2 protein-coding genes are annotated in these 26,561 nt (G+C 37.6%); both read right to left on the reverse strand.

Features of this window, described 5'->3' with window-relative positions:
- On the reverse strand, positions 1–14,476 hold a 14,476-nt coding region (locus Q4Q55_RS02180; RefSeq protein ID WP_368660129.1), incomplete at its 3' end, for an Ig-like domain repeat protein.
- Between the two features lie 451 nt (positions 14,477–14,927).
- Positions 14,928–26,405, reverse strand: coding sequence for an Ig-like domain repeat protein (locus Q4Q55_RS02185; protein WP_303371178.1), 11,478 nt, complete (start codon positions 26,403–26,405; stop codon positions 14,928–14,930).
- Positions 26,406–26,561: the final 156 nt, after the last annotated feature.

Here is a 26,561-nt window from a genome sequence, read left to right on the forward strand (position 1 = left end):
TCTCTAAAAGACCACTTAACCTCTCAGTGATGTTGACATGAGTAGCATTGGAAGGGCCGTAATTAATTACTGTAATGTTGAACCTGATTAGATCTGTCACATTGACAACAGTGACATTAACTGTTTTGATGATTTTCAAATCAACGATTGGAAGTGCAGTAACATTATCGGATGAAGCGTTGTTGTTGGACTTATTAGTGTCGTTTTCATAGCTTGTTACACTAACAACATTTGAAACAGTTCCATTTGAGATAACACGAGCAACAATTGTTAAAGTTGCATCAGTTCCATTAGCCAACAAATCAATTGTCCATAAACCATCTTTAGGACTGTAAGTACCATTAGATACAGTAATACCCCCTTCAACAATCTCTAAAAGACCACTTAACCTCTCAGTGATGTTGACATGAGTAGCATTGGAAGGACCTTTGTTGGTAACTGTAATGGTGAATTCAATCAAATCAGTAACATTCACTTTAGTCACATTGACTGTCTTGTTGATAATCAAATCAACGATTGGGTAAGCTGTTACATTGTCACATGTGTAGTTGTTGTTGGATTTGTTTGTGTCGTTTACATTGCTTGTCACACTGACAACATTTGAAATTGTTCCATTGCCTATTACTTTAACGTATAAGTCCAACCAGACTGTCGCATTATATTCCAAATCACCGATGTACCAATAACCTCCAGTTTCGTTATAGTCATTTATCCATGTATTGGAATCTAGCAGTTCTAAGTAAGGGCTTAGGATCTCGGTTACATTAACGCCGGTAGCCAAACTCGGACCGTTATTGTGAACGGTGATTCTGTACATGAATTCATCACTGACATTGACTTTAGTGACAGTGACAGTCTTGTTAATGGTCAGATCAACAATAGGAAGAGCAGTGACATTTTCAGATGATGCGTTATTGTTTGATTTGTTGGTGTCATGTTCACTGTAGACGATTGCTACATTAGGAATGGTTCCGTTGTTAATGACTAATGCCTCAATGGTTAAAACTGCAGTTGACTGGTTGGCAAGCTTGCCGATAACCCAAGTTCCATCAAATGTTCCGTCTTCAGTATGGTTGCCGACCATTCTTAAATGATCATAATCGAATATTTCTCCAACATACACTCCTTCAGCATCGCAAGGGCCGTTGTTGTGAACTGTAATTGTGTAAAGGATCTTATCTGTGACATTGACCTTGGTGACATTGACAGTCTTGGTAATCTGCAAATCATAGATTATTGAAGAGTATACTGCAACCATGTCATGATTATTGTAAGGGTTTGTATCGTTTTCAAAGCTTGTCACTTCAACACGGTTTTCAATGTATCCGTCTGACTTGACTTCAACAAGGAGTGTTAATGTTGCATTAGTTTTATTTGCCAAATCACCGATATACCAATATTTTCCAGTGAAATTACCTCTAGTTGTATGATTTTCAAGTAATCTGAAACGTGAATCGAGAACTTCGGTCACATTAACTTTAGTTGCATTGGAAGGACCGTTATTGGTTACCACAATAGTGAAAGTGATTTTATCAGTCACATTGACGGAAGCGGCAGTGACATTCTTTTTAATGATTAAATCGACAACAGGATAAGCTGTAACATTTTTACATGTATAATTATTGTTGGATATGTTAGTGTCGTTTTCATTGCTTGTCACGCTTACAACATTTGAAATGGTTCCATTTCCAATCACTTTAACGTATAAATCCAACCATACAGTTGCATTATATTCCAAATCACCGATGTACCAATAACCTCCAGTTTCGTTATAGTCGTTTATCCAGGTATTGGAATCGACCAATTCAAGATAAGGTGAAAGCTTTTCTGTGACATTGACTCCTGTGGCCAAACTCGGACCGTTATTGTGAACTGTGATTCTGTACATGAACTCATCACTGACATTTGCCACAGCGACAGTGACAGTCTTGTTAATGGTCAAATCAACAATAGGATAAGCTGTAACGTTTTTACATGTATAATTATTGTTGGATATGTTAGTGTCGTTTTCAACGCTGGTTACATTAACGAAATTGGAAATGGTTCCATTGGTTTTGACTTTAGCAATGATTGTCAATGTATGAGTTGATCCGTTAAGCAAATCATCAATTATCCATGTGTCACCTATATATCTTCCGATGGTTGGGTGGACATATGTAACATTCAGATAAGTGGTATCGATTGCTTCCCATACGTAAACTCCATGAGCATCGCAAGGCCCGTTGTTGTGAACTGTGATAGTGTAAAGGATTTTGTCAGATACATTGACTACAGTGACATTGACTGTCTTATTGATGGAGATATCAACGATAGGAAGTGCCTTAAATTCGCATTTGGCAATATTGTTGGATTTGTTAGTGTCATTTTCTATGCTTCTGACGATGGCTGTGTTCGGAATTGTACCTTTTTGAGTTACGCGAACAGTAATGTTTAAAGTTGCATTTTTGCCGACGCCCAGATTTCCGATTTCCCATGTTTTCAATTCATCATTATAACTACCTTTTGTTGCATTGGCGAAGAGGAATTTTAGACAGTCATCCAATATGTCGATTACATAAACTCCAGTGGCATTCCAAGGGCCATTGTTTGTTACTGTTATTGTGAAGTTCACCAAATCAGTTACGTTGGCTACAGTGACATTGACTGTTTTTGTAATGTTTAAGTCAACAATAGGAAGTGCGGTTACATTTTCAGATGACGCATTGTTGTTTGATTTGTTGGTGTCGTTTTCGGCAGAAGTCACATTTGCAACGTTTGAGATAACGCCGACTCCGACAACGCGAGCGATTATTGTTAGAGTTTCTGAAGTTCCGTTGTTCAGTTTATCTATTGTCCACAGACCGGTTTCCTGATTGTATGTTCCGTTGGTTACAGTAATTCCGTCTTCAATTATTTTTAAAATTTTTATTAAAGTATCGTTTACAACCACATGTGTTGCGTTGGAAGGGCCGTTGTTGGTAACGGTTATTGTAAACATGACCAGATCAGTTACATTGACGAATTTGCCTGTAACGTTAATTTTCTTGGTTATGCTGATATCCACAACCGGTGTGACGTTTACAGTGACTGTATTGGATGTGTTTAGTCCCTGAGTAGAATTGACGACTGCCACATTTTCGTATGTGCCGTTCATCAAGACTCTGACGACCAGCCATAATTTAAGTCTTTCATCTTTTTGTAATGTGCCGATGTTCCAAGTGACCATTTCAGTTCCATCTGAAGTTGAGTTTACTCCAACATAAGTGCTGTTGCTTCCTGATGAAACGTATTGGAAATATTTTGACAGTTTATCGGTTACGTTAAGGTTTGTTCCGTTAACTGAACCGTTGTTATATAATTCAATGGTAAAGTTGACCAATCCCCCAACTGTTACGTTTTGAGAGATATTGGATGTCTTATTGATTACCACACTATATAATGGATAAATCTCGAATACTGTTGAATTGCGTGATTCATAGTAATTGTGAGTTTCAGGATAGTATGCATAGACAGTGTAATTGCCGTGACCCAATTTAGGAATAAGCAGTTCTCCGTAACCGCTTTCATTTATTTTTACCTCATAATCCTGACCATTGATGTTGAGGGTTACATTGTTCGGTTCGTTTACAGGTATGTGAACAATGACTTTTCCTTGTTCCCCGTAAGTGTAATTTTCAACAGTCGGAATGATAAATGAAGGTATTTTCATCACTTTGAATGTTGTTGAGTTTACTCTTGGCAGGTATTCGTCATCACCTGTGTATGTGACATTTACAGTGTAGGTTCCGACCTTAAGTCCGGTTATGTTGATCTGGAAGGATTTTCCGTCAACCAATTTGATATTTTCATAAATCAATTCGTTTTCAAACCATACGCTGATGTTTCCTGTCGGAGTGACTTCACCTGTTTTTACCGGAACCACATTGATGATGAATGTCTCATTTTCGAGATAGTATATATCTGTAGTTGGAATTTCTATGTAAACCAGTTTCTTGGAGTCAGATTCTTCAAGATAGGTATAATAATTATCATCAGGATGGTAAGCCCATACATGTAATTTGTCTGTGCTTGCAGTATTTTGATAGGTGAAGTGTGCCACCCCTGAGATGTTAGTTAGTGTTGATCCGACATATAGCAGATTATTCTGATTATCGTAAATGTAGTAAGTTATATTCTGATGGTCTTCATAATTTGTTTGATACAATGTTTCATTGTCTGAAGGTTGTACCCCACTATCCAGTTTAGTTGGGGTTCTGCGTGTGCTTCCTGTATTGGATACTGTTCCGTTGACTCCCAAATAGGTTACATTGGTGAATCCCACGACTGAATTTGCTCCACCATTCCATATGGCGTTAATGATATTGTCGTTTCCTGTGAATGTCACGAAAGCCTCCAGGGTCTGGTCGGCATCGCCTCTGGTTACCATCAATGTCAGTGTGTCTGAATTAGCTCTATTCTCCAGAAGGGTTGAATTGATGATATCCATATTGTTTAAGGTGAATATTCCTGAACCTCTGAATGCCTTGTTATATATTAAAACACTGTCGATTACTGAATTACCGGTGGTTGCCCAATAGATACCTCCTCCCTGATTTGCAGTGTTGTTTTTGAGTGTTGCATTTGTAATGTCTGCTGCAACAGCCCAATAGATACCTCCACCGTTTTGACTAGCGTTGTTCAATATGTATGTATTGTTGTAGGCAGTAGGGTTTGAACCAGACCAGTAAAGACCTCCACCGTTTTTGGCTGTGTTGTTTACAAGTGTGGAATTATATAATTTGCCGTTTGTACCAGTCCAGTAAATTGCACCACCGTCAAGTGTTGCTGTGGAATTATAAATGTGAACTCCATCCACAAAACCATTTGTACCGCTCCAGAATATCGCACCACCATTGGAACCGGAAGCGTTGATGATTGTTACATTATTTAACTTACCGTTAGATCCAGACCAGTAAATCGCACCGCCTTCATGATATACACCAGCAGTATTGTGTGCTGTTGAATTGATGATTGTAGTGTTTATGACAGTTACATTGTCAACACGAATATATATTGCAGCACCACCGGTTCCGCCTTTATTTCCGTCAGCATAGGAATCAAGAATTGTACAGTTTATTATTTGAGCATTCTTACCGTATGTATCTTTTATTCCAATTGATGCACCATAACTTGCATTGTTTCCTTCAAATGTACAATTGATAATTTTAGCACCAGTCATCTGAGAGGAAATGCCTCCACCGAATTGTACTGCCTTGTTGTTGGTGAATGTTGAATTGGATATTATGAAATTCTTACCTCCACCATTGGAATCTCCGCAGTAAACTGCACCACCATCAGCAGTTCCGACATAGTTTTCTTCAAATGTACAGTTATTGATTATTCCCCCATCGGATTGGAACCAGTCAATAGCACCACCGTGTCTTCTTGCAAAATTATTGTAAAAGACTGAATTGTTGATTAAACCTTTACCGAATTGGTTTCCCTTATTCCAGAAGATGGCACCTCCCAAAGCACCATTTATACCGGCACCCTTAGCCGGAGCAGTATTGTTTTCAAAGTAACATCTGTCAATTACATCATCATCGGATCCGCCAATCCAGTATATTGCACCTCCCCCATGGAACATTGAATCTCCCCATGTAGCAGTGTTATTTATAAATGAGGATGTGAAGACTCTGGAACCATTACCCGCATTATACATTGCACCGCCGTAAGTTGCCGTATTATTTGCAAATGATGAATCTATAACAGTAGTGTTTTTACCTAGATAAACGGCCCCCGCAGTGAGGTTGGCGTAACAGTTATTAATTTCAGAATCATGGAGATAGGTATTGTCTCCCGCAATATAAATTCCACCACCACAACCGCTAATTCCATTATCATTAAATGAATTGACGATTGAAGTGGTAGTGGACAGCTCTGTTCGGACAACTTCAAGATTATTTGAGATTTCTATGAATTTGGCATCGTAGTCTATTAATTTATTCAATCTGTCCTTAAAGTTTCCATTAGAAACTATATTGCTGGAACTGGTCAAAGTACTATAAATAACATTGTAATCAGTTTCCGTTTGCAATGTTGCGACGTTGTTTTGAAGAGAAGGCAACCAATCAGTTGTTATTGTCTTGTAATAGTTTATAAAATTACGTGCTGAAATTGCATTGTTGGTAATTCTAGTTTTTAGAACGGAGTTGAATTGTGTGTAATTCTTATTTTCTGAAATATTATTCAAATCAGAGACAATAGCTTCAAGATAAGGATATAAAACATTGTAGAAATCGTATGATTTGTAATTCTTTAATGTTTTATTGATATCATTAACCTTATTAACAATATTATCATAATTGGCTTGATTAAATGCTCCATTGACAAATATTTTTTGATTGTTGGATCTAATATTTTCAAAAGAATTATATAAAGTGTTTAATTCAGAAAGTGAAAGAGGTCCGTAGTCATTGAAAAAGTCAATCATATCTTCCACATTATCTGAGATGACCTGAACATGAGACAGATAGGCTGAAGGATCGGAACTTGTGGATACTGCAGATGCACCTGCAGTACAGTTTGTGATGTTTGCTGAAATGTTAGCGTCATTACCCTGAACATAAATTGCACCACCATGTCTTGTTGCATTGGAAAACATTATTGTAACATCTTCAATTACAGCATCTTCACTTCTAATGTAAATCGCACCGCCGTCACGGCCAATACTGTAAATGCCCTTTTCCAAATCTGCATATCTTCCTACAAACGATTCATTGAATGTGGAATGTGAAACGACAGCATTGTTTCCGTCAACATAAATCGCACCACCATATCCTTCAACGGTGCCTGTTTTGTGGAAACTGGACTGGTCAATTGTAGCGTTTACACCACCAATGTAGATAGCACCACCGTTACCTCCATCTTCAGCATGGCAGTTTTCAAAATCAGAACTGTTGACGGTAGCGTTTACACCACCAATGTAGATAGCACCACCGTTACCTCCATTTAGTGAAGAACAGTTCTCAAATGATGAATCTGAAATGTTCGTATTGACTCCATGCACATAAATTGCTCCACCATCACCTTTGATTCCGCTGTCATAAGCGCCATTAACAATAGTGGTAGTAGAAGTAATTTCAGAGCCTATAACATTAGCATAGCTTACAATTTCTGCAAAATCATCATTGAAATTTCTTAATGAAGTTGCCCTTGATTTCAACTTATCATTTATTGATTTGGAATCTGTTAAAAGCAGTTTGACAACATCATAATCAGTTTCGGTTTTTAGAATTTCAACATTATCCTGAAGATTGTCCAGGAATGTAAGCAATTCTTTGTAATAAGTTACATAATTAATAATTTTATTAAAGTTATTTGTAATATTATTCTTTAAAACTTTGTTGAAAGCATCGTAGTTCTCATTTTCAGAAATATTGTTCAAATCAGCCACAATAGCTTCAATATAAGGCATCACGTCATTGTAGAAACCGGTATTTTTATAAGACTGCAAAGTGGAATTGAGAAGAGCAACAGTGTTGTTAACATAATTGAAATTAGCCTGATTAAGTGAAAAAACATTATTAACTTTAGTGAATATGTTTGAAACCTTACCTTTGGCATTGTTTAGATAAGTGAGCAGTTCGTTTGACTTGTCAACTGATACAGAACCATAATTGTCAATGAATGTGTCTATTGCATCCAAACATTCTGAAATAACATCTATATGAGACATATAATCATCAGGATTTGTTGAAACCTCAGATGCAGGCAAACCAGATGTACAGTTGATTATTGTGGCTGAAATGTTAGCGCCACTACCTTCAACATAAATTGCACCCCCGTTTCTTGTAGCGTTGGAATTCATTATAGTGACATTGTCTATTTTAGCTCCTTCACTTTTAACGTAAATTGCACCCCCATCACGAGCAAGGGATGAAGTAAAACCTACAATGGTGCCTTCGTCATTAAGTTCCCAGCCAGGAACCCTGCCTACAAAGGAATCGTTAATTTCAGAATCTGAAATGGTTGCTTGGTCACCATCAATATAGATTGCACCGCCGTAACCTGAAACGGTGCCTGTTTTATTGAAACTGGACTTTTCAACATTGGCATCCAAACCACCAATGTAAATTGCTCCACCGTCACCTCCGTTTTTAGCGTAACATCCTTCAAATGATGAATCAGTAATATTGGTGAAATCACCTGAAATATAAATAGCACCGCCGTGTCCGACATAGCTGCTTGAATCTGTACTTGCATTACAGTTTTCGAAATCTGCTGAAATTGTTGCATTGTCACCTGCTACGTATACTGCACCACCCTCTTTAATACTTAGGGAATTCTTCATACTGGATTCGTCAACTGTAGTGTTGTGACCTGAAATATACATTACACCACCTTGCAATGCAGTACAATTGTCAAAAGTACAGTTCAGAACATCAGTATTGTTTCCAATGATACATAACGCTCCTCCGTAAGGTTCATCTTTGCTGGTGATTGGAGCAGAAGAGTTAACCTGTGAATTCTTAAAGCTGGAATCTGTAATGTTTGCATTGTTACCTGTTACAAAGATTGTACCTCCGTTGTAATTGGAAAAGCTGTCTGTAAATGTTGCATTGCTGATTGATGCATCATCACCTGTAAGACAGATTGTACCTCCTTTAGAAGAGGAAGTTCCTGCACTGATGCCCTTGTTGTTCTCACAGGAAATGTTGTCAATGCTACCTCCATCACCTTCCCAGTAGATTGCTCCGCCGTCGTCTCCAGCAGTGTTGTTAACAAAAGTTGAATCAAATACTGTACAGTTCAAACCAAGAACATACAATGCACCTCCGTCTTTAGTACAGTTACTGTTTTTGAAGGTTGCGTTGATGTTAGCGTTATTACCTTCCACATACATGACACCACCGTGCATTGCAGTACAATTGTCAAATGTACAGTTCAGCACATTGGTATTGTTACCTAAAACATACAATGCACCACCGTAAGGTGCATCCTTACTGGTTATCTCCGCAGAAGAGTCGACGTATGAATCTTTAAACTCAGTATCAGTAATGTTTACATTATTACCAGTTATAAAGATTGTACCTCCATTGTATTTGGAGAAACTGTCTTCAAAGCTTGCTTTACTGATTGATGCGTTATCACCTGTAAGACAGATTGTACCTCCTTTGGATGCGGAAGTTCCAGAACTTATACCCTTGTTGTTTACACAGGTAATATTGTAAACAGCACCGTTACTACCTTCCCAGTAGATTGCTCCACCGTCGTCTCCTGCAATGTTGTTAATGAAAGTGGAATTGAACACGTCACACTCTTCCCCTACAATGTATAAAGTTCCACCGTCTTTAATGGAGTTACTGTTGGTGAAATCACCGCTTATGTCAGTGTCATAACCTTCCACATAGATTACTCCACCATTGATAGCACCGCACCTGTCAAAGGATGAAATGAATACATCAGTATGATTACCTGTAATATATAATGCTCCTCCGTTTCCATTTAAAGATCGGGTTATGTTGAAATCAGAATCTGTGATTGTTGCATTGTTTCCTGCCACATAAATGGCTCCTCCTTTTCCTGTGATTGCGAAACAATAATTGAAGTCTGCATTTGTAATGTTTGAAAAGTACCCTTCAACATATATTCCTCCACCGGAGACTGTGGCGTTACTGTAAGAAACGTTGGAATTTGAAATTGTTGCGTAATGTCCTAAAATATAGATTGATCCTCCATTGTTAGCAGAACTTCTATTAAAAGTAGAACAGTCAATTAAAACGTTGGCTCCATCGACATAGATAGTTCCACCCAAATCATTTGCATGGCACTTGTCGAAATGTGAATTTGTTATGTTTGTTCCTTCTCCATGAACATCTATTGCCCCTCCACGGGATTCAGAACCTGAAGCGTTACACATGAGGAAATTTGAGCTGTCAATGGTTGTATTTACACCCAGAACGAATATTGCCCCTCCGTGATAATACTCAACGATACACATTGTGAAGTTGTTTCCTGTGATGTTGGTGTTGTCTCCCGCCACATAAATGGCTCCTCCAAAGGATGTTGCGTTGTTCATTGAGATATCTGAATTGGAGACTGTCACGTAATCTCCTGCAACATATATTGCCCCACCGTTTTCCTTAGCGCTGCTGTGGGTGATTGTTGCATTATCTATTACTGCATTATCACCGGATACGTAAATTACACCACCATCCCATGCCATACACTGGTCGAAAACAGAATCAGATATGGTTGTATTGTCTCCTTCCACATCAATGGCTCCACCATGAGCCCAATTGGCCGGATTAACCCTATTTCTTGTGAAATTAGATTTTTCAATTGTTGTGTTGACACCCCTGATGTAAATTGCACCACCATTATACATGTTTGCAGTACAGTTTTCGAAAGTGTCGCCTGTAATGTTAGCATTATTACCTGCCACATAAATTGATCCACCATAATTGGTAGCGTTATTCAAAGTGAAATTAGAATTTGATACAGTAGCATCGTTACCTGCAATATATATTGCTCCACCATCATTTATGGCATTGCTTTTGGTGAAATTGGAATTGTCGATTGTCAGATATTCACCTGTTACATAAATAACTCCGCCTTCATATGCAGTACATTTATCAAAGTTACAGTTCAGGATTTTTGTGTAATCCCCTTCAACATCAATTGAACCTCCTCGTGCGAAATTGGAAACATTGACTATGTTTTGAGTGAAGTTGGAGTCTGAAATTGTAGTGTTCAAACCTTTTACGAAAATTGCTCCGCCATTGAATCTGTCAACGCTGCATTTGTCGAATGTGTTTCCGGTAATGTTGGTATTGTCTCCTGCAACGTAAATTGAAGCGCCGTAATTGTATGTATGTGAATATTCGAAGTCTGAATTGGATATTGTTCCATTGTCCCCTTCTATATAAACTGCTCCACCGGCACCACCAAGACCTCCGAAGTAAGGCCCTATAGCGTTATTGTATTTGAATGTGGAGTTATCAAGAATTATTCCATCCCCTGAAACGTAAATACCTGCACCTAAAAGGGAAGTGGTGTTTCTGAAATCGGAATTGAGAATTTGAGTATCGTTTCCTTCAACATATATTGCTCCACCGTTTGTTGTTGCGTTACTTAATGAAGAAGTGAAGTTGTTTATTGTCACATTATTTCCTGCAATGTATATTGCTCCACCGTCGTTTAGTGCTGAAGTTTTGCTTGCAATTGAATTGTTTATCTGAACATTGGAACCGTTTACATAAACCACTCCCCCTTCATAGGCACTGCACATTGTGAAATTACAGTTAACTATTTTTGTTCCGTTTCCCTGAATATCAATTGATCCTCCACGAGCCTTTTCACCGGCAACCCTGTTTTGGGTAAATGATGAGTTTGCAATCATTGCATCCAATCCTGAAACAAATATACATCCGCCATGGCCTTCATAAGCAATACAGCGGCTGAAGTTTGAATTTGTGATATTTACGTGGTTTCCGGTTACATATAATGCCCCACCGTAATTTGTTGCATTTGTGTGTGAAATGTCAAAGTCAGATATTGTTACGTAGTCTCCTGCCACATAGATGGCTCCGCCGTTATTGGTTGCAAGGCTTCTGTTACATGAATAACCGTCAATAATTACATTAGAACCGTTAACATAGATAACACCACCTTCAAAAGCAGTACATCTGTCAAAGGTACAATTCAATATTTTTGCACCGTCACCCTGTACATCTATAGAACCACCACGGCCAGAATCCGTGTTAACCTTATTCTGAGCAAAATTAGAGTTTGATATTGTAGTATTCAAACCGGCAATATACATAGCTCCACCATGATAATTATCAGCTATGCAGCGAGTGAAATTGGAATTTGATACATTTGCGAAGTTTCCTGCAATGTATAATGCACCACCATAATTTGTTGCATTGGTATTTGACATATTGAAATTGGAAACAGTCACATTGTCCCCCATCACATATATTGCTCCACCATTGTTTTTAGCGAAACTTCTGTTACATGAATAACCGTCAATAGTCACATAAGAACCGTTAACATAAATAACACCGCCTTCAAAAGCAGTACATTTATCAAAGTCTGAATTTAGGATTTTAGTTCCGTTTCCCTGAACATAAATTGATCCTCCGCGTGCAGTTTGCCCAGGAACTATGTTTTGAACAAAATCTGATTCTGAAATGGTCGTATTCAAACCGTTGATGTATATTGCACCGCCGCTTCCGGTATATGCAATACATTGTGAGAAATCAACATTGGTAATGTTTGCAAAGTCACCTTCAACATAAAGCGCCCCTCCGGAAGTTGTAGCATTGGTTAAAGAAACATTGGAATTCCTGATGGTTACATTATCACCATTGATATAGAATGCCCCACCATTTACTGCAAATGAGCGGTTCCCTACGGTATTTTCTATAATGACTCCTGTACCGTTAATGTAGGCAAGTCCTCCCTGAGAAGAGGTACATCTGTCGAAGTAACATTCTGAAATTTCTGCATCGTCACCCTGAATGTTTATTGATCCTCCCTGACCTATGCCCATGTTTACCCTGTTCATGGTAAAGTTGGATTTTTGGATTGTTGCATTTGACCCTGAGACATACATTGCACCGCCATGAAGGGCATTAGCTGCACATTTATCAAATAAAGATTGTGAAACATTAACATTATCACCTGCAACATATAGGGCACCACCTGAAAATGTAGCATTTGATAGTGAAAAGTTGGATTTTGATAGACTGACATTGGTACCTGAAATGTAAATTGAACCTCCGCTGCCGCCACGTGCTAAGTTAAGCATGCAATTTATGGAAGTTGCATTACCTCCGTTACCTACCCACATCAATGCCCCTCCATCATGGCCTGCAGCATTGTTAATCATGCGAGAATTGCTTAAAACACCATAATCTCCTGCAACATAACCTGCACCACCATCATGACCGGCATAGTTGTTTGTCATAGTAACATTGTTTACAACACCGTAATTTCCCCTGACATAACCTGCACCACCATCATGACCGGCACTACAATTGATGATTGATGAATGCCTTACACCAACATAATTAATGAATACAGCCAGTAGTTCTGGAGAGACACTACTTATATCACTATTACTTGCAGATAGATATATAGCACCACCATCATTACTAGCACTTTCCTTAAAGAAGTTACAATTAGCAATAGCTGCACCAACATCTAAGTATATTCCAGCACCATCATATGCTTCATCATATGTGAAAGTAGAATTACGTATAATACTAAATATACCACCACAGTATAAAGCACCACCATATTGACCTGCAGTGTTATGATTAAAAGTAGACATATTTACAATACTTATACCACTAAATGCAGAAACAGCATCACTAGGATGTAAGTATATACCACCACCATTACCCTCGGTAGCAGTATTGTTTATTATAGTAACACTTTGAATAGTACCATTTAAACCTATCCACATTACCGCACCACCATCATTAGCAGCAGTATTATTTATAAATCTTGAACCTATAAGTTTACCATTACTACCTGAAACATAACCTGCACCACCACTACCTCCAGCAGTATTATATGCAAAAGTTACATTTCTTACAGTACCCTTATTGGCATTAATGTAACCTGCACCACCATTACGTCCAGCACTACAATCCACCATCACTGAATTGAAAACACCAAGTTTTTCCAATATGGAATCGTCTATTGTAGAATCTTCACCAACTACACTATTCAGGTATATTGCTCCACCATCATTTGCGGCATGGCCATGTTCAAACAGACATCTGTCAACATATGCACCTACATCCAGGAACAATGATCCTCCGTTATTGGTTGCATTGTTATAGTAAAAGTTGGATGAAACTACGCTGGTCAGGGTGCCGCTTGCAGATATTGCCCCGCCAGTTGCTGCAACATTGTTTGTAAAGGTTGAATTGACGATTTTTGAATTTAAGGATATTGAACCGGCAGAGTAAATATATATTGCTCCACCGCTAACTGAAGCAGAATTGTTAGTAAAATTGGAATTGTAAATCTCAACGTTCTCATAGGATGAAAAACGAATCGCTCCACCACTACTCCCATGCCCATTAACGAAATTAATGTTTTTCAGTATGACATGAGAGTCGCCAGTAATGCGGAATATGGATGATTCGCCTGCACCGTCTAAAGTATAGCCTTGCCCATCAATTGTAATGTCCCTATTGATGCGAATTCCATCAGTTCCAACACTATCGGATTGTGAATAAGTATAATTGTGATTCAAAAGGATAGTTCCTCCTGCGCTGACACTACCATTTTGAATAACATCATTCAATTCATCAAATGATTTTGGAGTTTCTCCCAATATGTTTTCATCAACGTTTGTTGCTTGTGATACTGCTGAATTATCAGTATTTGAGGTCATAGTTGCATTATCCGCATTTTCGCTTGCGCAAACAAGAGATATTGCAGAGATGAACACAATGACCATGACCAATGCAACAAATATCTGCTTTCGATTCATAATTTTCAACCACTATTTTTTCTATTCGATACGACAGAAGTCGTTAATCGACGCTTATACTGCTATTAATTTAAGTTTAAAGATGTATATATGTTTTTCTTTGATAAAATAGGAGTAAAAACTTAAAATTTGTATAGAAAATCATTATATTTATATAAAATCGTTTAAAATTAATAACCTCTTAGAAAAATATAGTCCAAGATAAATTGTACTTTGCTAAAAAAATTTTAAAAACACAAGTGAAAAATAAACAAAAGTTGCAATATTGCGCTAAATTTAGACATCATCCAAAACAGGATTAGTTGAATTAGAAAATCATAAAAATTAAAGTAAAAAAATAAACATTATTCATTGTCAAATAGAAAATACAAAACATACGAAGATAAAAAATTGAAAAGACTATCCAATGAACATTGAAATTTTTAATTAACTGAAAAAAATAAAAAGAAGATTATTTTTTAAATCTTCTTAATGGAATTGATCCGATTGCCATGCATATCACCAGCAGCATCCATACAGGATTACCTGTTGGGTAATCAGATAACAATATGCTTCCAGGACGTTTGTTAATCACCTTAGGAGTATCATTTTTATTGTCATCTGTCGGATTTACTTTAATGCTGCCCGCATTATCTGCTGGCAAGTACTTGTCATCACCGGAATAGAATGCTTTAATATCATGTACCCCAACTTTCAATCCAGGAACAACGAATATTGCAACACCATCATTTATAGGTTGAGTGTATCTTCTGCCGGCAACTTCAATTGTTATTTCACCAGTTGCATCTTCTGGAACACTTACTTTGATTATTCCATCTTCACCAACGGTTATTTCAGGTGCATCTATATCCACAGGAGGTTTCAATTTTAAAACTTTAAATGTAGTTGAGTTTTCAGATGGACGGTACAATACATTACCGTTATAGACAACTTCCACATATTTGGTTCCTGCCTTAAGACCTGATACAACCAATGTTGCTTTTCCGTCAACCACTTTAAGGTTGTAGGTTTTTCCTTCAAGAGTTACAGTTACATTTCCTGTCGCTCCTTTTGGTCCGACAGTAATATGAATTACAGCCTTTTGACCGACATAGATGTCTTTAGCGGTTACAACAACAGTACTTGGTTTATCCCTCACATGGAACAGGTCAGTTGTATTTACGCTGGTGTAGTTTTCGTTTCCAGGATATAATGCAAATGCAGGATATGGACCTACAGGCAATCCCCAGATATTCCAGGTTGCATTTCCTTTATAGCTGATTTTAGTGTTTGCAGCCAGGAGCCCTGTAGTTACAACACCATTTTCAAGAGGTATTTCAACAGTCCTGCCGTTGACTGTAACGAATACTGTTCCCGGTGCATTGACTGTTACATTCAGCACTTCAACTTCGCCTACCCAGATGTCTTCAACTTCAATTGTGATTATCGGAGTTACCGGAGCAACATTGAATATTCCTGAAGTTGAATTCGGAAGGTATTTCTCATCCCCACCATATGTGACGTCAACTGTGTAATCTCCTCCGCCCAGGTCATATACAGGCAGTTCCACTATGCCGTTATTGATAGGGACATCAGGATAGTTTCTATTTCCGACTGTAACGTTTACAGTTCCTGTCGCATTTGTAGGCAATGTGATTATAAGAATTTCATCATCACCATAAGTTATGTTGTAAGTGTAAAGATCAATTGGAGTGTTGATTTTTCCAATAGTTACGTTTTCACATGTGTAATTATTGTTGGTTAAATTGGTGTCGTTTTCTTTTGATGTTACAACAACAGTATTTTCGATTGTTTCAGATTTGACAATCTTAACTATCAGAGTTAATGTTTGAGTTGAACCGTTAGATAGTTTTCCTATATGCCAAATGTTTTCAATTGCATCATAACTTCCTTGAGTTGCATTAGCTTTAACGAAGCTTACATAATTTGATAGTTTTTCAGTAACATTTACATCTGTTGCATCGCTTGGTCCATAATTATGCACTGTAATTGTGTAGCATATATTGTCTCCAAGATTTGCATGAGTGACATTCACAGTCTTATTGACGCAGACATCAACAATCGGAAGTGCCTCAATCTCAGGAATACTGTCATTGTTATTTGACTTGTTAGTGTCATTTTCATTTGGTACAACAACAACCACATTGGTTATTGTACCATTAGAGACCACCTTAGCAACAATAGTCAAAGTAACAGTAGACTGATTAGCCAAATCACCAATATACCAAACAGAACCATCATATCCGCCAACACTAGTGCTATTTGAAACCAATTTAAGATTAGAGTTCAAAGTCTCATTAACATATACACCAGTAGCATCACAAGGACCATCATTATGAACAGTAATAGTGAATTCAATCTCATCCAAGACATTTACAGGACCAGTGACATTTACAGTTTTAACAACACTAACATCAACAATCGGAAGCGCTTCGATTTCAGGAATACTGTCATTGTTATTTGAATTGTTAGTGTCATTTTCATTTGATACAACAACAACCACATTGGTTATTGTACCATTAGAGACCACCTTAGCAACAATAGTCAAAGTAACAGTAGACTGATTAGCCAAATCACCAATATACCAAACAGAACCATCATATCCGCCAACACTAGTGCTATTTGAAACCAATTTAAGATTAGAGTTCAAAGTCTCATTAACATATACACCAGTAGCATCACAAGGACCATCATTATGAACAGTAATAGTGAATTCAATCTCATCAGAGACATAAACCGGACTTGTAACGTTAACTGTTTTCACTATGCTCACATCAACAACAGGTAAAGCTGAAATAGATACATCAGCCCAGTTATTGTAGATATTAGTATCGTTTTCATAACTGGTTGCATCAACCCTATTGTATACAGTTCCGCTTCCAACAACTTTGGCAACAATAGTTAAAGTTGCTGTTGATTGGTTAGTTAAATTGCCGATATACCATACTCCATCAGTGTAGTTACCATAATCTGTTAAATTGCAGATTAATTTAATGTTATTTCCTAAAATTTCAGTTACATTAACCAAGGTAGCGTCACAAGGACCGTTGTTCCTGACAGTGATTGTGTATTCTATTTTGTTATTAACGTAAACTACTCCTGAATAAGTGACATTTGAAGTTTTGTGAACTTCTAAATCAACAATAGGCAAAGCGGTGATATTAGTAATGTTATCTTTGTTATTGGACTTGTTGGTGTCATTTTCATTTGAGCTTACCACTACAACATTAGAAATGTTTCCTGCTGAAATAACTCTAGCCTGAATGATTAATTGTGCTCCTGATTGGTTTGGTAAATAACCGACATGCCAGATACCTTCAGTTACATTATAATAACCAGTAGAGTTCAGACATGTAATCATTTTAAGATGAGGGCTTAAAACCTCACTAACAGTCACATTGGTGGCATCACAAGGTCCGTTGTTGAATACATCGATAGTGAACTGGATTATATCTGAAACGTTTACATACCTGCCTTGGACATCGACCACCTTGCTGATTTGCAAGTCAACTATCGGAAGGGCTGTGATATTGTCTATAGATGCGTTATTGTTGGATGGATCTGTATCGTTATCCCAAACATATACGACCACCGCATTAGCAATAGTGCCGTTTGAGATTACACGGGCAACAATAGTTAAATTAACAGTTTCTCCACCATCCATATATCCGATATTCCATGTGGCATCAGCATATGTGCCTTTTGTAGCATTGTATGAATCCAATTTAAGATGAGAATCAAGAATCTCACTTACATATACACCACTTGCAGGATTTGGACTCTTATTGTGGACAATTATTGTAAATTCTATTAAGTCAGTGACATTTACATAACCTGTGGTTACATTGACCGTTTTAGAAATCTCCAAATCGACGTCTGTGGTTACATTAATAGCTGAAATATTATCATGGTTATTTGTAATGTTTGTATCGTTTTCAATGCTGTATACGATTACTTCATTTTCGATTATACCAGAGTATTGCACTTCCGCAATAATTATCAGTATTTCTGTGTCTCCAACATTTAAAGTGGAAATGTTTCCCCAACTGGATTTATCATAAGTACCTTTTGTTGCAGTATAATTAATTAATTTTAAAGCAGGGTCTAAAATCTCGCTTACATATACACCGGTAGCATTGCACGGTCCTGAATTGTGGATTGTAATTGTAAATTCAATCCTGTCTGTGAGATTTAGTGTTTTACTTGTTACGTTAACAGTTTTTGTAATGCTTACATCAACAATCGGCAAAGCTGTGATATTTTCAATGGAATCATTATTGTTGGACTTGTTGGTGTCGTTTTCATAAGATGTAACTGAAACAACATTGCCAATATTACCCACTGAAATGACTTGACAGTAAAGAGTTAAAACCGCAGTGGACTGATTGGCCAAATCACCGATATACCAATAGCCTTTATCCTGAATGTAATAACCGTATCCGTTTGTTTCAACACTAGTCACGTTAAGGTGAGGAGAAATGACCTCGCTAACATTAACGTCACTTGCATCGCAAGGACCGTTATTATGAACGGTAATAGTGAATTTGATTTTATCTGTCACGTTAACAAATCCTGAAACGTTAACATCCTTAGTAATGACCAAATCAACAACAGGCAAAGCAGTAATATTCTCGATAGAATCATTATTGTTGGACTTGTTGGTGTCGTTTTCATAAGATGTGACTACAACAACATTGCCGATTGTGCCATTGGATGAAACTTCACAGACAAGAGTTAAAATTGCAGTTGACTGATTGGCCAAATCACCTATATACCAGTACCCTTGCTTTTGGAGATAATTACCGTGATTATTTGTTGTAGCACTGATCAATTTGAGATGAGGTGACAACTCTTCAGTGACATTAACGTCAGTAGCATCACAAGGACCGTTATTGTGAACTGTAATGGTGAATTTAATCTTATCTGTCACGTTAACAAATCCTGAAACATTGACATCCTTAGTAATAACCAGATCAACAATAGGCAAAGCAGTAATATTCTCGATAGAATCATTATTGTTGGACATGTTAGTATCATTATCCTGACCTGTTATGTTAACTGCATTTGAAATGTTGCCTGCAGAGATGACTTCTGCAATAATTGTCAAGTTATGGACTATTCCTTTGTTCAAATTGCCGATAACCCATGTTGCACCATCATATTCTCCAATGGTTACATTACTATAAGTCATGTGAAGATGTGGACTTAGAATTTCACTTACATATACTCCGGTAGCATTTGCAGGACCTGCATTGTAGACTTGGATTGTGAATTTGATTTTATCAGTGACATTGACAAATCCTGTTACATTGACTGTCTTGTTAATCTGTAAATCCACATAGGCTATTGCAAGATTAGTTATGTTATAATAATTATTAGACATGTTAGTGTCGTTTTCATAGCTTGTTACATTAACTACATTAGTGATATTGCCTGAATAGATTACTTCTGCAATGATTGTTAATGTTGCGTTAGTGCCGTTATTTAATCTAGGAATGTTCCATGTACCGTCTGCATATGTGCCCACACTTTCATTGAATGAAATCATTCTAAGGCGATAGTCTAATACTTCACCGACAACAATACCTGTAGCGTTTGAAGGACCGTCGTTGAATACTGTGATTGTGTATTTTATAATATTGGTAACGTTTATAGTATCTGTTGTAGCGTTTATCTCCTTAACAATGCGCAAATCAACAATAGGCAATGCTGTGAAATTGCGAGCTGAATCTATATCATTGGATGAATTTGTATCGAATCCATCACTTTCAACCCAAACGGTGTTAGTGATAGGGCCTCTATGAATTATTTGAGCAGTTATTGTCATATTGACAGGTTTATTTACATCCAAATAGCCAATGTGCCAAACTGTACCGCTATAATCACCCACATCTGTTTCGTTTTTGATTAATTTGAGATATGGGCTTAAAATTTCTGTTACATTTACTCCTGAAGCAGCACTAGGTCCGTTATTGACTACAGTAATTGTGTATTTGATAATTTCAGAAACGTTTACATAGTCCTCAGTAACATTGACTGTTTTTGTAATTGCCAAATCATCATATGGAATTACCCTGAATATATCGCTGTTATTAGCAGCCAGCCTAGTCAAATTACCCGGATAATTAGCTGATGCATTGTACAGGCCAATAGGCAAATTAAATGTGTAATTCTGACTGTAAGTTCCATTGATAACTTCAACTGTGAAGTTAGTATGATTGGTATCGTTGAATGTTACGGTAACATTACCGGATAAAGCGCCCCATGCACCATCGGTTAAAGTGATTATCACGCTTGTGCTGTTGCCGTAATAGAAATCATTAACCCAAATCCTGACAATACTGCTGTTGGATAATGTATCCCTTAAATAAGTGTAATACCTGTCTGATTCATGTATATATGCAAAGTAATATGTTTCACCTTCTTCCGCATCAAATATGTATTTGAATGCGCCGTCTTCATCTGTCACAACTACTGCACTGGTTATAAATTCACCATTATGGTCATACATTTCGACAGTGATGTTCTGGCCTGCCTCACAGTCGCTTTTGCGAGGTTTGGAATTGGATACAGTAATACCGTTTGCATCCCAATAGGTTACATTGCTGCATGCGCTGCCTATATAATCACTTTCTGCCCATATGGCATTTAATATGTTATCATATCCGACAAATACTGCGCTAGTGTAGTTTTTACCATCCTCATCAACACCAACTGTCTTCATTATAAACTTATTGGAATTTGCCTGATTGTCAAGAAGAACAGTATTTGTTAAAGCAAAGAATGCGCCAGTGTAAATTGCTGATCCCTGGAAAGCAGTGTTGTTGATTAATTCACTGTTTTTAATTTCACTTGAACCACTGGTTGCAGTACGGTAGATTGCACCACCTTTTTCCTCAGCGGTGTTGAATTCAAGAGTGGAATCATATACCTTGATTTGATTGGTGTTCATGAACACGGCTCCACCACGTTTGGCACTATTGTGATCTAAAATACTTCTGTACAGTAAAACATCATTTCCTGTGCCGTATATAGCTCCACCGTCCTTATTGGCCACATTGCCTGTAAAGTTAGTGTCATATATACGGGCTGTTTCACCTGCAAAGTAAATACCCCCACCGAAATCAGCATTGTTCTCTTCGAAATAAGAATTGTAAACATATGCATTATTATTAACTTTCTTCCAATAGACCGCTCCACCATATGATTCTCCATCATCAGTGGTAGCGCAGGAACCGATAACAGTAACATTATCCATAGTGTTACCGTTATAATAAATGGCACCACCATAAATGTTTCCACTTTCAGTTGAAGCCAAAGCGTTCTTAATAGTGACATTCTTTAAATCACCAATGCTTGTTGAATAGATAGCTCCTCCGCTAGCATCGTTAGTTGAATTGGTAACGTTGGTCTGAGAATATTCAATAGATATGTTGCTGACTTTTGGAGAACCTCCGGACCAGTAAATTGCACCGCCCCGACCATTTGCAAGAGTATTTGAAATGGTTGCATTTATTAAGGTACCAGCCTTACCCTTCCAGTAAATAGCACCTCCACAAGCATTCATATTTACGGATAATGCCGAAGAGTCATCTATTTCAACATTAGTTAAACTATTAGATTCCCCATAAACATAAATGGCTCCACCATTACTTTCTTTTGTACAAGTTTCATTATTATTGTTTGAAGATGATTCAAATATTTTAATTAAATCCAAATTGCAGTAGAATGCATTCAAATAGATGGCACCACCATTAGCAGATTTATCTGAACCATATGCTACAGCATCGTTCAGTGTGGTGGATGAGGAATTAACTATTGTGACATTATACATAGTACCGTAAGACCCTTTCCAGTATATGGCACCACCGTATCCGTCAAGCACCTTGGCATTTTGGATGGTGACATTGATTAAAGAATTATGTTCACTTTTTGAATCGATTGCAATAGCTCCACCCCAGGTTTTGTTTGCTGTGGAATTGATAATGGCACAATTTGAAATTGTAATGTTATTATCCCCTTCACCTAAACGGATTGCAGCTCCACCTACACCAAAACGGGTATTTCCTGCATAATTCTGGTCAATGAATGAATTATAGATGTAACAATGGTCAATCACTGAATTATCCGCATTACCTTCTTTCATCAAGAGTGTTCCACCACTTGCTTTTGCTTTATTTCCGTCAAAGGTATTATTATAAATCCATGAGTCGCTCATCTGGTTTGCAATAGCACCGCCGTGTTTTCCTGCACTGTTGTTGTAAAATTGGTTATTTGACATCATCAAATGATGACCATGACCATTTTGGTCACCAATATAAAGAGCGCCACCATCACTGTTTGCAGTATTGTTGACGAATAGACAGTTATTGATTGTACTGTCCCTTGCATAATACCAGTCAATAGCGCCACCGTGGTGTCCGTATGCAGTGTTGTTTATGAAAATGGAATTTAAAATCAAACCGCCCGGAGGAATATTGTCCATATCATCACCAGAAGTCCAGAAAATTGCACCTCCACCCTGACCAGTACCATGACATCCATTATTGGTGAAAGTAGATCCTAAAATGGTATCGTCACCGTGGCCTCCTTTCCAGTTAATGGCACCACCGTATCTTACTGCATCATTGTGGTCAAACCAGCAGGAGTATACTGATGCATTTGAACCACCAATATCCAAAGCACCCCCGTCAGTATATGTTGCATTGTTGTTTGTGAAATTGGAGTTGGAGATAATGGTGTCATTTCCGAAAACTTTAATTGCCCCGGCAGAACCGGCAGAGTTATTGTTCAAATTACAATATAAAATTTGAGTATTTATTCCATTGATGTTGATTGCTCCTGCGGAATCAGCGTTACATGAAGTGAAATTGGAATATGCTACTGTGGTTTTTATATCGTCAATATAAATTGCACCACCGGAATGAGTTCCTTTAGCAACACACTTGTCAAATGAAGAACGTAAAATATTTGTATTTTCACCATCAACATAAATAGCTCCTCCATTATCATTAGCATAGATATTGTCAAAGCTGGATCCTTCGACTGTAGCATTATGTCCGGAAATAGCTATAGCTCCACCAAAGGAACTGGATGAACTATTTTCAAATGTGGAAGAATCAATAATGGTTCTTTCACCTTCAATGTAAATTACACCTCCCCGTTTAGCAAAACTGCTGTTGAATTTGGAAGTGTCGATGAATGTTCTGTCCCCTTTAATATAAATTGTTCCACCATATGCTGAATCATAAACCTTGTTGTTATTAAAGTCTGAAGTTGAGATATGAGTATCCGGACCTTCTATATAAATAGCTCCACCACCATAGCTTGTGGATGATCCTTCGGCCAGACAATCGGTAAAATTACTTTCCGCTATGTTTGTACCTCCACCTGCAACATAGATGGCACCACCACTATAAGTGGCTGAACATTCTACAATACTTGCGTTTTTAATTGAAGCACCCCATGAATAAAGATAAATTGCACCACCGTAATTAGCATAGCTTGAATTAAATGCGGAATCCTCAATTTTTGCATAATTACCAAAAGCATAGATGGCTCCACCATCAACGGCATTAGAATCGTCAAATACAGATCCTTTAATAAGAGTATTTTCCCCTCTAATATAAATAGCTCCGCCGCAATCCTTTGATTTGAATCCTGTGAAATTAGAGTTTAAAACAGTGGTGTAAGTACCATCCACATAAATAGCTCCACCATCATAAGGAGTATTGCGATTATTGAAAGTTGAAGTGTGTTTGAAGTCTGAATTGTTAATCAATGCATTGGAACCGCTTATATGGATAACTCCCCCATTATAAGCATAACAATCATCGAAATTACATCCTAAAATATTTGCATCATTACCACTGACTCCAATTGCGCCTCCGTGAGCAAAGTTATTGTTAGCTTTGCTTCTTGTGAAATTTGAAAGTGAAATTGTAGTATTTGCCCCATTAACGAATATTGAACCTCCATCATATAATGTAGCAGTACAGTTATCGAATACGTTTTTTGTAATATTTGCATTAGCTCCCCAAACGGTTATTGCTCCACCATAGTTAACTGAAGTACCATAAGCAAAGTCAGAGTTTGAAACTGTAGCTCCTTCCCCTTGGACATATATTGCACCACCTGAGCCTCCTAACACACCGTCACTACTGTAACCTGATGCAGTATTATGTCTGAATAATGAATCGTCAACAGTTGTATCATCACCTGCGATGAATATTGCTCCGCCGATATATGCTTGAGTCTTATCGATGGAACAGTTTAGAATCCTAGTACTATTACCGATAATGTATATTGCACCTCCATTATTGACTGCAGTACAATCGTAAAATTCTGTTTCGTTTATGATTATGTTGTTTCCTGTAATGAATAATGCTCCACCATCGACTTTGGATGAATCCTTGCCTGAATCGATATATGCTTTGCTTGAATTGAAAGTTGATTTGGATAGTGTTACATTATCCCCAATAAGTGATATGGAACCTCCACGAGTGCTGGAAGTGTTGACACCATCAGGTTTTGTTTTACTTATACCTTTATTGTTAATGCAGGTGATGTTGTAGATAACACCATTGCTACCTTCCCAGAATATAGCTCCACCGTCATCATCTGCAGTGTTGTCGCCAAAAGTAGAATCGGCCAGTTTACATTCATCACCTTCAACATACAGCGCACCACCGTCCAATCCGTTGTTATCCTCAAAGGTACAGTTTAAGATTTTAGTGCTGTTTCCTATGACATATAGGGCACCACCATTGTTTGTGGCATTACAATCGCTGAATAAAGTATCCTCAATGGTCACATTATTTCCTGTAACGAACAATGCCCCGCCGTCAACTTTGGATGAATCCTTATCGGCATCCATATATGCTGAGCTTGATACGAATCTGGATTTGGATACTGTAACATTGGCTCCTGTAAGACAGATTGTACCCCCACGTGTGCTTGAGGTATCTGTTTCGTTTTTGTCCAGACTTATTCCTTTGTTGTTGATACAAGTAATGTTATATATTATACCGTTGCTTCCTTCCCAGTATAGTGCACCACCGTCGTCACCTGCGACATTATCCTCAAAGATTAAATCTTTTACGTGAACATTGTCCGCAGCGATGTAGCATGCACCCCCATCACCGGAAACATAGAAGTTTTTGAAGGTAGAATTTTCTATTGTAGAAAATTTCTTATTGCTGTTCATCAACTCGAGGGCACCTCCTGAAGATGCCTGCCCATTTTCAAAAGTTGTCTGAGTGATGTGAAGTACACCATCCATGAATATTGATCCCGCATATTCTGTTGCATTGTTTCCAACAAAGTTGGATGATGAAATATTCAATGTGGAACCTTTGACATATATTGCACCACCATTTTTTGCAGTGTTGTCTGTGAAAGTGGAGTCCATGATTAATGAATTTGAGGTTAGACTGTCGCCGTTTATGAATATTGCCCCACCTCCATTTTCTGCATGGTTATTGGAAAATGTACAATTAATAAGTTCTATGCTGGAACCTGATTCTACTTTAATCGCACCGCCATCACTAGCATTACCATTGATAAAGTTAAGATTTTTCAATATTACATGGGAATTGCCTTTGATTTCAAATATTGAGGATTTATTTGAAGCGTCCAAGGTATGTTCGTTCCCATCCACTGTGATGCTTTTGCTGATTTGAACTCCTGCTGTTCCTGAATCAGTATCTGCATACGTATAATTAGTTGTCAAGTTAATTACGTCCCCCTGCGAGATTGTAGGATCGTTAATAACTTCATCCAATTGTGCAAATGTATCTGGAGAGTCCGTCAGAATCTCCTCTTGCGTGTCTGTTGCTTGTAAATTGTCCTGATTATCATCAACACCAACTAAAGTCGCATTGTCTGCGATATCAGTAGCCGAAGAAGAGGATAATACACTGAAGAACATTAAAAACAAGCAAGAAAAAATAATTATCTTTTTAACATTCATAAATATACCTCATTCATTATTCTTTTAATATATTAATTATTAATTAAGGAAGTATATATGTTTTCTTTTTACAATATAATAAGAAAAAAGTTAAAAAATATTCATACTTGTGAA

This window comes from Methanobrevibacter sp., assembly GCF_030539555.1.
In the GTDB taxonomy this organism is placed as follows: Archaea; Methanobacteriota; Methanobacteria; order Methanobacteriales; family Methanobacteriaceae; genus Methanocatella.